General features: G+C 71.1%; 12 protein-coding genes. 4 read left to right on the top strand and 8 right to left on the bottom strand.

Annotation, left to right across the window (positions count from 1 at the left end):
* Window positions 1–25: 25 nt before the first annotated feature.
* Window positions 26–274, bottom strand: a complete 249-nt coding sequence (locus HQM25_RS11825) for a WhiB family transcriptional regulator (protein WP_172990412.1) — start codon at window positions 272–274, stop codon at window positions 26–28.
* Window positions 275–522: 248 nt separating this feature from the next.
* Here HQM25_RS11825 and HQM25_RS11820 point away from each other — a divergent pair, with 248 nt between their 5' ends.
* A complete protein-coding gene (locus HQM25_RS11820) occupies window positions 523–903 on the top strand; it encodes a histidine kinase (protein WP_172990411.1) in 381 nt (126 codons plus the stop codon).
* Between the two features lie 62 nt (window positions 904–965).
* Here the strand turns inward: HQM25_RS11820 and bcp are convergent, their stop codons facing one another.
* The 3 genes from bcp to aroA are packed head-to-tail and all read right to left on the bottom strand — an operon-like array spanning window position 966 to window position 3,877.
* Window positions 966–1,442 (bottom strand): thioredoxin-dependent thiol peroxidase, encoded by a 477-nt coding sequence (bcp, locus tag HQM25_RS11815; RefSeq protein WP_172990410.1) that lies wholly within the window; start codon window positions 1,440–1,442, stop codon window positions 966–968.
* A 9-nt stretch (window positions 1,443–1,451) separates the two neighbouring features.
* Window positions 1,452–2,516 (bottom strand): ribosome small subunit-dependent GTPase A, encoded by a 1,065-nt coding sequence (gene rsgA / locus HQM25_RS11810; protein WP_172990409.1) that lies wholly within the window; start codon window positions 2,514–2,516, stop codon window positions 1,452–1,454.
* Window positions 2,513–3,877 carry a 3-phosphoshikimate 1-carboxyvinyltransferase gene (aroA, locus tag HQM25_RS11805; RefSeq protein ID WP_172990408.1) on the bottom strand — a complete coding sequence of 455 codons (1,365 nt, stop codon included), beginning with the start codon at window positions 3,875–3,877 and terminating at the stop codon, window positions 2,513–2,515. Before aroA ends, rsgA begins: the two co-directional genes overlap by 4 nt.
* A 141-nt stretch (window positions 3,878–4,018) precedes the next feature.
* On the opposite strand from aroA, the gene HQM25_RS11800 reads away from it, so the two are divergent.
* Window positions 4,019–4,618 (top strand): sigma-70 family RNA polymerase sigma factor, encoded by a 600-nt coding sequence (locus HQM25_RS11800; protein ID WP_172990407.1) that lies wholly within the window; start codon window positions 4,019–4,021, stop codon window positions 4,616–4,618.
* Window positions 4,615–4,857, top strand: coding sequence for a zf-HC2 domain-containing protein (locus HQM25_RS11795; RefSeq protein ID WP_172990406.1), 243 nt, complete (start codon window positions 4,615–4,617; stop codon window positions 4,855–4,857). The genes HQM25_RS11800 and HQM25_RS11795 overlap by 4 nt, the downstream gene beginning before the upstream one ends.
* A gap of 48 nt (window positions 4,858–4,905) precedes the next feature.
* Here the strand turns inward: HQM25_RS11795 and HQM25_RS11790 are convergent, their stop codons facing one another.
* Entirely contained in the window at window positions 4,906–5,808 is a 903-nt protein-coding gene (locus HQM25_RS11790; protein WP_172990405.1) for a diacylglycerol kinase, read from the bottom strand.
* A gap of 72 nt (window positions 5,809–5,880) precedes the next feature.
* A complete protein-coding gene (locus HQM25_RS11785) occupies window positions 5,881–9,615 on the bottom strand; it encodes a multifunctional oxoglutarate decarboxylase/oxoglutarate dehydrogenase thiamine pyrophosphate-binding subunit/dihydrolipoyllysine-residue succinyltransferase subunit (RefSeq protein ID WP_172990404.1) in 3,735 nt (1,244 codons plus the stop codon).
* 177 nt (window positions 9,616–9,792) lie between these two features.
* Between HQM25_RS11785 and HQM25_RS11780 the strand changes: the two genes are divergently transcribed.
* Entirely contained in the window at window positions 9,793–11,259 is a 1,467-nt protein-coding gene (locus HQM25_RS11780) for a GuaB1 family IMP dehydrogenase-related protein (RefSeq protein ID WP_172990403.1), read from the top strand.
* Here HQM25_RS11780 and HQM25_RS11775 read toward each other — a convergent pair.
* Entirely contained in the window at window positions 11,249–11,491 is a 243-nt protein-coding gene (locus HQM25_RS11775; RefSeq protein WP_172990402.1) for a hypothetical protein, read from the bottom strand. The two genes, HQM25_RS11780 and HQM25_RS11775, sit on opposite strands and share 11 nt — an antisense overlap.
* A 5-nt stretch (window positions 11,492–11,496) precedes the next feature.
* Entirely contained in the window at window positions 11,497–12,450 is a 954-nt protein-coding gene (locus HQM25_RS17860; RefSeq protein ID WP_254359306.1) for a hypothetical protein, read from the bottom strand.
* Between the last annotated feature and the right edge of the window lie 264 nt (window positions 12,451–12,714).

Here is a 12,714-nt window from a genome sequence, read left to right as displayed (position 1 = left end):
CCGGGTCGCGTCGCGCCCGGGCGCGTCAACTCGCGCGGCGGGCGCGCGCGGCGCGGCGCTTGAGGGCGCGACGCTCGTCCTCGGACAGGCCGCCCCAGACGCCCGAGTCCTGACCGGTCTCGAGGGCGTACTGCAGACAGATCTCGGTCACCGTGCACGTCGCGCAGACGGCCTTCGCCTTCTCGATCTGGTCGACCGCAGGGCCGGTGTTCCCGACCGGGAAGAAGAGTTCGGGGTCGACGGTGAGGCAGGCGGCCTTGTCGCGCCAGTCCATGGTGATGCTCCTTGTGACGATGGTGATCGAGTGACGAGGGCCCGGTTCGGGTCCGATACCCTGTGGGGTGTGCGAGGCTTGCTCGCCCCACGGCACTGTGGGAGCACATGGCTTCACCAATCGTCCCATAGCGGTTCACCTTGATCAAGAGCCAATCCTGAGCGTTGTGTGGGTTTTGCTATGACTTCGCCGATACCAGTGGAGGATCTCCACAAACAACCCCGCCGTTGCGTCGAGAGGATTTGTCCGTGAACCGAACGAGAGCCTTCGCGTGGACCGCGGCGACACTGCTCGGCGTCGAGGCGGCGGGGCTGCTTGCGATCGCGGTGTGGCAGGTCGTGGCACTGGTCGGCGGCGACGTCGCATCGCTGCCGAGCGCCCTCGCGCTGATCGTGATCACGCTCGTGGGGGTGACCGCGGTGGCCTCGTTCGCCTACGGGGCGGCGCGCGGTCTGTCGTGGGGGCGCTCGGGTGGCATCGTCACCCAGCTGCTGATCCTCGCGGTGGCGCTCGGGGCGCTCACAGGGGCGTACGCCGCGCCGGGGATCGCCCTGGCCCTGGCGGCGCCGGCGGTGGTGACCCTCGTGGCGCTGGTGCTGTCGGCGCGGCGCAGCCGCAGCGCGGACTGACGACCCGCACAGACGGACACACCGGCTCGCCCCGTGCGGGCCGGCGGCGCGCGCCGTCGGTGCTAGGCGGCGTCGAGCCCCACGAGCTTGCGGATCCGGGCCACGTGACCGGTCGCCTTCACGTTGTACAGCGCGTGCTCGATGCGCCCTTCGGCGTCGATGACGAACGTGGAGCGCAGCACGCCCTCGACGAGCTTGCCGTAGTTCATCTTCTCGCCCCACGCGCCGTAGGCGGTGTGGACGGCGTGGTCGGGATCGCTCACGAGATCGTAGGTGAGCCCGTCGCGCTCGCGGAACGCGCGCAGGGTGGCAGTGTCGTCGCGGGAGATGCCGAGGACGGTGTAGCCGGCTGCCTGCAGCGGCGCCAGGCTGTCGCGGAAGTCGCACGCCTCGGTGGTGCACCCCGGCGTCATCGCGGCCGGGTAGAAGAAGAGGACCACTCCGGCTCCGCGCAGGTCGCGGAGGCTGACCTGACGGTCGTCCTGGTCGAGGAGGGTGAAGTCGGGGGCGGCGTCGCCGGGGGAGAGTCGTTCGGTCACGGGCCCAGCCTACGGCGCCGCGGGCCGTGATGCGCGGTCCGCGAAGGTCTCGAGCAGCCGCTGGAGCGAGTCCAGGCGCGCGGCGCCGCGGGGGCCGAGCCGCCCCTCCTGGAGCGCTTCGATCATGGCGCAGTCGGGCGCGTCGGCCAGATGGGTGCAGCCGCGCGGGCACTCCTCGGCGATCGCGGCGAGGTCGGTGAAGCCCTTCAGGATGTTGGCGGGGTCGACGTGGCCCAGACCGAACGAGCGCACCCCCGGCGTGTCGATCACCCACCCGTTGCCGTCAGGGCCGCGGTAGCGCAGCGACACCGTCGAGCTCGAGGTGTGCCGCCCGCGCCCGGTGACTTCGTTGACGTGGCCGGTGGCACGGTGAGCCTCCGGGACGAGGGCGTTCACCAGGGTGGACTTGCCGACGCCCGAGTGGCCGACGAAGACGGTCGAGTGGCCCGTGATGGCCTCGCCGATCTCGTCCACCGGCATCTCTTCGCGCGCGCTCGTGAACACGCGCAGGTCGAGCCCCTCGAAGTGCGACAGGAAGGCCGTCGGGTCGGCGAGGTCGGTCTTGGTCACCACGAGCAGGGGCCGGACGCCGGCATCCAGCGCCGCGACGAGGTAGCGGTCGACCAGACGCTCCCGGGGCTCGGGGTCTGCGGCGGCGACCACCACGAGCATCTGGTCGGCGTTGGCCACGATGATCCGTTCCACCTGGTCGGTGTCGTCGGCGCTGCGGCGCAGCAGCGAGGTGCGCTCCTCGATGCCGACGATGCGGGCGAGGGTGCCCTCGTCGCCGGAGCGATCTCCGACGACGCGGGCGCGGTCGCCGGTGACGATGGGCATCTTGCGCAGCTCCCGCGCGCGCGTGGCCAGCACGCTGTGCTCTTCAGGTCCGTCCTCGTCGATGAGCACGGTGTAGCGGCCGCGGTCGACGCCCAGCACACGCGCGATGGCGGCGTCGGCGTGGGCCGGACGCCGCTTGGTGCGCGGGCGATTCGCCTTGGGGTTGGGGCGCACGCGCACATCGGCTTCGTCGAACTCGAGTTCGTCGTCGTCGTCGAGATCGTCGAGCCAGCTCACGATGCGCGCATCGCCTCCGCCGAGACCTCGACCGGGCCGTCGAGCATGTCCTGCCACAGCTGCGGGAACTCCGGCATCGTCTTGGCCGTCGTGCCGATGTCGTCGACCTGGACGCCGGGCACCGCGAGTCCGATGAGCGCGCCCGTCGTGGCGAGGCGGTGGTCGTGGTGGGCGTGCCAGAGACCGCCGTGCAGCGGTCGCGGCACGATGCGGATGCCGTCGGCGAGCTCGTGCGCCTCGCCGCCGAGGGAGCGCAGCTCGCCGACCAGCGCCGCGATGCGATCGGTCTCGTGGCCGCGGATGTGGCCGATGCCGTAGAGCGTCGACGGCGCGTCGGCGAACGCCGCGAGCGCGAAGATCGTGGGGGTGAGCTCTCCCGCCGCCGACAGGTCGAGGTCGACCCCGCGGATGCCGTTGCCGCCGGTCACCGTGAGGGCGCCGCCTCGCCGCGAGACCCGGGCGCCCATGACGGCCAGGATGTCGGTGAGCATCGCCCCCGGCTGGGTGGAGCGCGCCGGCCAGCCCGTCACCGTGACCTGGCCGCCGGCGATCATCGCCGCGGCGAGGAAAGGTGCGGCGTTGGAGAGGTCTGGCTCGATCGCGATGTCCTTGCCGCGGATCGCGCCCGCCGGCACGATCCAGCCGCCGGCCTCGGGACGCTCCACGTGCACGCCGCGGTGGGCCAGGGCCTCGACCGTCATGTCGATGTGCGGCATGCTCGGCAGGCGGTCGCCGGAGTGGACGAGGTGGATGCCGACATCGAAGCGCGGTGCGGCCAGCAGCAGTCCCGACACGAACTGGCTCGAGGCGCTCGCGTCGATCGTGATCTCACCGCCGCGCACGTGCCCATGGCCGCGGACGGTGAACGGGAGTGCCCAGTGGCCGCCGTCATCGATGTCGACGCCGACGTCGCGCAGCGCCGAGATCATCGCACCCATGGGGCGGTGGAGGGCGCTCTCGTGCGCGGTGAGGGTGACATCGCCGTCGGCGAAGCCGCCCAGCGCCGCCACGAAGCGCATCACGGTGCCCGCCTGGCCGCAGTCGACCACGGTGCTCCCGCGCAGTGGCCACACCGGCGTCACGACGAGGTCATCGCCGAAGTGGCCGGAGCCAGGCTCGTACTCGATGCCGACGCCGAGCGCGCGCAGCGCCTCGATCATGCGGGCCGAGTCGTCGGAGTGCAACGGAGAGATCAGGCGGCTCGGACCGTCGGCCAGGGCCGCCAGGATCAGCTCGCGATTGGTCAGGGACTTGGATCCCGGCACGGTGACGGTCGCGCGCAGAGCGCCGTCCGCGACCGGCGCGGACCAGTGGTCGCGCGCGTCGCGTGCGAGCGCGGGGGAATACCCATCGGCAGTCATCGGGTTCTACCCTACTGAACCTCGCCCGAACCACCGTGAAGCGGAGCAGTTTTGATAGCGACCCTCGATCGCCTCGATACCGAGCACCACTTCGACGAGCACCCTGAGCTCGCCGGAGCCGCCGTCGTAGACTTGCGCGTGATGAGCGAATCGACTGATCAGGCGCACGAAGCGCGATCGCAGTTCGAAGAGCAGGCGCTGCCCTTCATGGACCAGCTGTATGCGGCCGCGATGCGCATGACGCGCAACCCGGCGGACGCCGCCGATCTCGTGCAGGAGACGTTCGTGAAGGCGTTCGCCTCGTGGGCGAGTTTCACGCAGGGCACCAACCTCAAGGCGTGGCTGTACCGCATCCTGACCAACACGTACATCAACACCTATCGCAAGAAGCAGCGCGAGCCGTATCAGGGGGCGATCGACGAGCTCGAGGACTGGCAGCTCGGCGGCGCCGAGTCGACCACGGCGACCAGCACCCGGTCCGCCGAGGCGGAGGCGATCGACCACATGCCCGCGTCCATCGTCAAGGATGCGCTGCAGTCCATCCCGGAGGACTTCCGGTTGGCCGTGTACCTCGCCGACGTCGAGGGATTCGCCTACCAGGAGATCGCCGACATCATGAAGACCCCTATCGGCACGGTGATGAGCCGCCTGCACCGCGGCCGGCGGCTGCTGCGCGACCTGCTGGCCGACTACGCGAGAGAGCGCGGCATGACGGTGCCCGCCACAAGGAGCACGAAATGACCGATTGCGGCTGCGAGAAGGCGCGGCGCGACCTCGAGGAGTACCTCCGCAACGAGGTGTGCAAGACCAAGCACTCCGACATCGCCGAGCATCTGGAGCACTGTCCCGGATGCCGTGACGAGGCGCTCGTGGCGCGCACCCTCACCGATGTGCTGGCGCGCGCGTGCAAGGAGTCGGCGCCCGAGGAGCTGCGCGACCAGGTGCTGGCGAAGCTGCGCGCCGCCCACCCCGCGCACTGACGCGCGCACGGCGCACGCATCCGCGCGGCCGCGGCGCGGCATCCACTCTCACCGAGCGGGGGCGAGGACGCGCAGCGCGCCGGGGACCGCTTCGATGTGCAGCGGCAGCGCGCCGACGGGATCGCCGTCGGCGTAGGCGGTCACGCCGGGCGCGGCGATCCGCACCGCGCGCACGCGGTGCGCGATCACCTCGTCCACCGCCAGGTGGGTGCCCGCGTACACGCGCGGCAGCAGCCGGAGCAGGCGCGTCCTGCTGAGCGGACGCACGAGCACCAGGTCCAGCAGCCCGTCGGCGAGGTCGGCGTCCGGACAGATCGGGATGCCGCCGCCATAACTGCGGCCGTTGCCCACCGTCGCCATGATGAGCCCGCCGCGGTACCGGATCGGCCGGTCGTCCTCGCCGACGGCCTCCACGGCGAAGTCGGCGCGGGTGAGGGCGAGGAACTCGATGAGGATCGACAGGGTGTAGCGCAGCGCGCCGCGCGGCCAGCGCATGGCGTTGGCCCGGTCGTTCACGCGCGCGTCGAAGCCGCTGGCGAGCACCGAGCCGTACAGCCGGGTGGTGCCGTCTGTGCGCGTGACGCGGGCCAGATCGATCTCGCGCACCGCGCCGGCGGCGATCGCGTCGACGGAGGTCGTGGCATCCACCCCGACCGCCGCGGCGAAGTCGTTCCCCGTCCCGCAGGGGATGATGCCGAGAGGGATGCCGGTGCCCGCCATGCGCTGGAGGGCGAGGTGCACGGTGCCGTCGCCCCCGCACACCACGATCGCGTCGGGGCGGGCCGCCACCGCATCGCGCAGCAGGAGGTCGAACTCGGCGGCACTGCCGCCCTCGGTGAGCCGCGTCTGCACCCCCCGCGCGCGCAGCTCGGCGGCTGCCCGCGCGGCCACGGGGGCGGCGGCCCCGGAGCGTGCGGCGGGATTGACCAGGAGGGTGACGGAGCGGCTCATCGGCGAGTCGGCGGAAGGCTCGGACGGGAAGGGGCGCGGCCGGACGGTGCCGGCCGCGCCCCTTCGTCGCTGTCAGAGCGTGAGCGCCTTGCGCAGGATGTCGGCCTGCTCGGCGGCGTGGACCTTGGGCGATCCGGTCGCCGTCGATGCGGCCGCCGACCGCGACACGCGGCGGATCGTGCGGCCGTGCAGGTGCTTGACCACCTCGAGGGCGATGAACGGCCACGCGCCCTGGTTCTCGGGCTCGTCCTGCACCCACACGAGCTGGGCGTTCGGGTAGTCGTCGATCACGGCGTTCAGCTCGGCGATGGGGGCCGGGTAGAACTGCTCGAGGCGCACGAGGGCGATCTCCGGGTTCGGGTTCTTCTCGAGCTCGGACTTGAGGTCCCAGTGGATCTTGCCCGAATGCAGCAGCACGCGCTTGACCGCGCTCTTGTCGAGGCCGCGGTTGTCGTCGAGCACCGGCTCGAACTTGCCCGAGGTGAAGTCCTCGACCGGGCTGGTCGCGCCGCGCAGGCGCAGCATCGCCTTCGGGGTGAACACCACGAGCGGGCGGCGAGGGCGCTGGTAGGCCTGGCGGCGGAGCAGATGGAAGTACGACGCCGGGGTGGAGGGGCGTGCGACCGTCATGTTGTCCTGAGCGCACATCTGCAGGTAGCGCTCGATGCGCGCCGACGAGTGGTCGGGACCCTGGCCTTCGTAGCCGTGGGGGAGCAGCAGTGCGACACTCGACTGCTGGCCCCACTTCTGGTCGGCCGAGGAGATGAACTCGTCGATGACCGACTGCGCGCCGTTGGCGAAGTCGCCGAACTGCGCCTCCCACAGCACCAGTGCGTCAGGGCGCTCGACCGAGTAGCCGTACTCGAACGCCATCGCGGCGTACTCGCTCAGCAGCGAGTCGTACACCCAGAACCGGCCCTGGTCGCCGGAGAGGTTCGTCAGCGGGATCCACTCCTGGCCGTTCGCACGATCATGCAGCACCGAGTGGCGCTGGACGAAGGTGCCGCGGCGGGCGTCCTGGCCGGCCAGGCGCACGTTCGTCTTCTCCAACAGCAGCGAGCCGAACGCGAGCAGCTCTCCGAACGCCCAGTCGATGGCGCCGTTGCGGCTCATGTCGAACCGCTTGTCGAGCAGCTGCTGCAGCTTGTTGTGCACGGTGAAGCCGTCGGGCTTGTTCACGAACGCATCGCCGATGAGCTGCACCACGTCGCGCGAGACGCCGGTGGTGTCGGGCTCGCCGACGGCGGGCTCGATCTCGGCGGTCTCATCGACGATGGCCGACGAACCGGTCTCGGCGGCGTGCGTCTCGGCGAAGGCGATCTCCAGGCGGTCCTGGAAGTCGCGCTTGGCCTGCTCGTACTCCTCCTCGGTGATGTCACCGCGGCCGACGAGCGACTCGGTGTACAGGCGTCGCACGGAGCGCTTGGCCTCGATGAGGTTCGTCATCAGCGGCTGCGTCATCGAGGGGTCGTCGCCCTCGTTGTGGCCACGGCGGCGGTAGCACACCAGGTCGATGACGACGTCGCGGTGGAACTTCTCGCGGTAGGCGAACGCGAGCTGTGCGACGCGGGTCACGGCCTCCGGGTCATCGCCGTTCACGTGGAAGATGGGCGACTGGATCGTCTTGGCGACGTCGGTCGCGTACACCGACGACCGGGCGTCCTGCGGCGTCGTGGTGAAGCCGACCTGATTGTTGACGACCACGTGCACGGTGCCGCCGGTGCGGTAGGCGCGCAGCTGCGACATCTGCAGGGTCTCGACCACCACGCCCTGACCGGCGAACGCGGCGTCGCCGTGCACGAGGATCGGAAGCCACGAGAACGATCCGATGGGCTTGCGGTCCTGCTTGGCCCGAACGATGCCCTCGAGCACGCCGTCGACGGTCTCGAGGTGCGAGGGGTTCGCCGCGAGGTACACGGGCAGCTCCTCGCCGCCGTCGGCGACGAAGGTGCCCTCGGTGCCCAGGTGGTACTTCACATCGCCGGAGCCGCTCTTCGAGCCGATCGCGACGGAGCCTTCGAACTCGCGGAACACCTGGCCGTACGTCTTGCCTGCGATGTTGGTGAGCACGTTCAGGCGCCCGCGGTGGGCCATGCCGATCGCGGCGCCGTCGAGGCCCGCCTCGGCCGCCCCCTGGAGGATCTCGTCCATCAGCGGGATGAGGGACTCGCCGCCTTCGAGGCTGAACCGCTTCTGCCCGACGTACTTGGTCTGCAGGAACGTCTCGAAAGCCTCCGCCTGGTTCAGCTTCTCGAGGATCCGCAGCTGCTCGTCGTGGCCGGGCTTCTGGTACTTGAGCTCGACGTTCTCCTGGAACCAGGCGCGCTGGCCCGGATCCTGGATGTGCATGTACTCGATGCCGATCGTGCGGCAGTACGAGTCGCGCAGGACGCCGAGGATGTCGCGCAGCTTCATGGTGCGCTTGCCGCCGAACCCGCCGGTGACGAACTCGCGGTCGAGGTCCCAGAAGGTCAGCCCGTGCTGCTCGATCTCCAGATCCGGGTGCGTGCGCTGCATGTACTCGAGCGGGTCGATGTCGGCCATGAGGTGGCCGCGCACCCGGAACGAGTTGATGAGCTCCTGCACGCGCGCCTGCTTGTCGACGCGCTCGGCCAGGTCGACGTTGATGTCGGCGGCCCAGTGGATCGGGGCGTAGGGGATGCGCAGCGCCGCGAAGATGTCGTCGTAGAACCCGCGCTGCCCGATGAGCAGCTCGTGCACCTTCTTGAGGAACTCGCCCGACCCGGCGCCCTGGATGACGCGGTGGTCGTACGTGCTCGTGAGGGTGATCGTCTTGCCGATCGCCAGCTCGTTCAGAGTCTTCTCGCTGGCGCCCTGGAACTCGGCCGGGTACTCGAGGGCGCCGGCGCCGACGATGCAGCCCTGGCCCTTCATGAGTCGCGGCACCGAGTGGACGGTGCCGATGCCGCCCGGGTTGGTCAGGGAGATCGTGGTGCCCTGGAAGTCGGCTGCCGTGAGCTTGTTGCCGCGGGCACGGGTCACCAGGTCCTCGTAGGTGGTGAGGTACTCGCCGAAGGTGAGCTGGTCGGCGCGCTTGATGCTCGGCACCATGAGCGCGCGCGTCCCGTCGGGTCGGGGCAGATCGATCGCGATGCCGAGGTTCACGTGCGCCGGGGCGACCACCGAGGGCTTGCCCTCCATCTCGGCGTAGAACACGTTCTGGCTCGGGAACTCCTTGAGCGCCTGGATGATGGCCCAGCCGATGAGGTGGGTGAAGCTCACCTTGCCGCCGCGGGTGCGCGACATGTGGTTGTTGATCACGATCCGGTTGTCGATCATGAGCTTGGCCGGCACCGTGCGCACGCTCGTCGCGGTGGGGACGGTGAGCGACTCGTCCATGTTGGCCGCGAGCGCCTTGGGCATGCCCTTGAGGACGGTGATCTTGTCCTCTGCGGCCTCGTCCGCCGACGACGGCTCGGACTTGGGAGCCTGCGCGGGGATCGGCTGCGGCGCGGCGGGGCGCGCCGTGGTGCGCGCGACGGGCTGGGCGCCGATCACCGGAATGGGCGCGGTCACCGGGTGGGCGGCCGCGGCAGGCGCCGGGGCCGCGGCGGCCGGCGCCGCGGGGGCGGCCGTGGCCGCCGGGGCGGGGGTCGCGGGGGCGGATGCCGGGGAGCCGGCGGAGTCGGAGGTCACCGGACGGTAGGCCTCGAGAACGGGCCACCACTCCTTGTCGACGGAGTTCCGATCGATCTTGAACTGCTCATACAGTTCGTCGACGAGCCACTCGTTGGCACCGAACTCTCCCTCGTTCGACACCCCGACGCCCGTCACCTGGCTCGACACGCTGAATCGCCTGCTTTCCTCGGTGAAAATCGTTGAGATCGCGCGGACGAGAAGCGGCCGCGCGCACGGCTGTTAAGCCTAGCCCAGTCTGGCAGGGCCGATCTCGGCCGAACCTGAGCGTCGCGTGCACGATCGCGAAGGATTATCGGTACGGGAAAGAATCACTAACCTTGACGCGTGGACTTCTACGGCGAACGTCCGACCGTCGATCTGACCTACTCGGACGTGTTCCTGGTTCCTCGGCGCTCGGCGATCACGAGCCGCCTCGATGTGGACCTGTCTCCAGGCGACGGAACGACGGCGACGATCCCCCTCGTCGCCGCCAACATGAACTCCGTGACCGGCGCCCGCCTGGCGGCCACGCTCGCCCGGCGCGGCGGGCTCGGGGTGCTGCCCCAGGACATGCCGCTGCAGGACCTCGACGCGGCCATCCGATGGGTCAAATCGCAGCCGGTCGTGTGGGACACGCCGCTCATCCTCCCGCCCGATGCCACGGTCGCGGACGCGGCGCGGCTGCTGCCCGCCACGGAGGGCCACGGCATCGTGGTCGCCGACGCCTCCCGCGCCGGCGAGCGCGGCGTGCCGGCCGACGACATCCTCGGCGTGGTGCCCGCCACCCGGCTGGGCACCGCTCTTCCCGATGCGCGGCTGGGCGACCTCGCGCGCGGTCGCGCGGCATCCATCGACGCCGACGACATCGACGGTGCGCGCCACGCCTTCGACGTCATCACCGCGGTCGGGGCCGAGACCGTGTGCGTGCTCCACCACGGACACCTCGTCGGCACGCTCTCGGCGCGCAGCGCCCTGCGCGGCACCCTCTACCGCCCCGCCGTCGACGCGTCCGGCCGGCTCATCGTCGCCGCCGCGATCGGCATCAACGGCGACGTCGCGGCAAAGGCCAAGGCGCTGGCGGGAGCCGGCGTCGACGTGCTCGTGGTGGACACGGCGCACGGGCACCAGGACGGCATGCTGCGCGCGCTGCAGGCCGTGTCGGACCTCAAGCTCGGCATCCCGATCGCGGCGGGGAACATCGTGACCGCCGAAGGGGTGCACGACCTCATCGCCGCGGGAGCGGACATCCTCAAGGTCGGCGTCGGGCCCGGCGCCATGTGCACCACGCGCATGATGACGGCCGTCGGTCGTCCCCAGTTCTCGGCCGTGCTCGAGGCCGCCGAAGCGGCGCGCATCATGGGCGCCCACGTGTGGGCCGACGGCGGCGTGCGCTACCCGCGCGACGTCGCCCTCGCGCTGGCGGCGGGTGCGGCGTCGGTCATGATCGGCTCGTGGTTCGCCGGGACGATCGAAGCCCCGGGCGAACTGCGGATCGATGCCGACGGCCGCGCCTACAAGGAGTCGTGGGGAATGGCCTCGACCAAGGCCGTGCACGAGCGGTTCGGCCGGCTGGACCCCTACGAGCTCGCCCGCAAGGAGCTGTTCGCGGAGGGGATCTCCTCGTCGAAGATCTACCTCGATCCGCTGCGTCCGGGTCTGGAGGATCTGCTCGACATGATCACGTCGGGCGTGCGGTCCTCGTTCACGTACGCGGGCGCCGCGACCGTGGCCGAGTTCCACGAGCGCGCGCGGGTCGGTCTGCAGTCCGCCGCCGGCTACGAAGAGGGCAAGGCGCTCCCCGTCAGCTGGTGAGGCTCGCGCCGCGCGCCCGGCCCGCCGCGTGCCCGCCGCGTGCCCGCCGCGTGCCCGCCGCGTGCGAGTCTTGCGACGGCTCCCACGAGCGCGGCAGTTCGCGGCATCCGCTGCGTCGATCGGTGGCGCGGATGCCGGAGCCTGCCGCGGTCGTGGGGTGGGGGTGCTGCGCGGTGGCGCGGATGCCGGAGCCTGCCGCGGTCGTGGGGCGACCGCTCGCGTGACCCGCCACGGGCTTCAGGGGCGCGGGAGTGCGCTCGGCAGCCCGTCGGCGACGAGGATGTCGTACAGACGGCGCGGGTGGTCTGCGTCGGCCGGTTCCCAGCGGGAGAAGCCGCGCACCTCGCGACGGATCTCGTTCTCGCGGTTCTTCTCGTCGATGACGATCTGCGCGGCATCCCGCGTCGAGCCGAACTCGGGGCTGCGGTACTTGCCCTCCCCATCGAACTCACCCCAATGATCGTGTTCGGGGAAGTAGAAGTCGCCGAATACGACGCGGCCGCTGCGCAGCACGCGGCGCTCCTGCAGGCGCGGCCACGGAAAGCCGAGCTGGGCGAGCACGACACGACTCTGCGATTCGCGCGGGTTCGCGGCGAGGGGGTTCGCGAACTCGATCGCGCGCAGCGCGCGCGGGTTGCCCCGGTGAGGGGCGCCGTCCCATAGCGCGAGGATCTCATCGCGCGTGGCGAGCGGCCCACCCGGACGGGCGGTCCACAGTGCCTGGTCGAGGATCGAGACCGCTCTGGCGAACGGGAGGATCCGCGCGAGGTCCAGTGCGGTCTGGGCGGGCGTCGTGACGCGATGGACGCCGAAACTCGACGTCTCAGGCGTGCCGGAGTTCACGGCATGACGCACGATCAGTCCGCTCGAGCGACCGCCGCGGGCCGCCGGGATCGTGATCTCGACGCGCTGGGGCCATGCACCGAGCACATCGATGTCGAGCAGCGCCGCTGCCGAGAGGTGCGAGAACAGTGCGCCCGGACGCATCCGGCGCGCGGCCTCGAGCACCCGCACGCGGTGACGCTCGATCGGCCGGAGTGCGTTCCACGGTTCGGAGGCCGTGAATGCGCCGGGCCCGATCCGGGTCCAGCTGCCCGCCTCGATGAGCTTGCGCAGTCTGCGGTCGTCGATGGGGTCGGCGCGCCCGGCACGCCGAACGATCTCGAGGGGAACGGATTCGATGGCACGCATTTGCCCCAGGCTCCCGCTCGCACGCCGCTGGCGCGGCACGCGGGCGCGTCTGTGGACGGACTCCGCGCGAATCGACGCGGGGGAGGCGACGATGCAGGGCCCCGGCGAGCACTCGAGCGCGGCAGTTCGCGGCATCCGCTGCGTCGATCGGTGGCGCGGATGCCGGAACCTGCCGCGGTCGTGGGGTGGGGGTGCTGCGCGGTGGCGCGGATGCCGGAGCCTGCCGCGGTCGTGGGGTGGGGGTGCTGCGCGGTGGCGCGGATG

This window comes from Microbacterium hominis (assembly GCF_013282805.1).
GTDB lineage: Bacteria > Actinomycetota > Actinomycetes > Actinomycetales > Microbacteriaceae > Microbacterium > Microbacterium hominis_B.
This window is presented reverse-complemented; position numbering and strand designations above follow the sequence as displayed.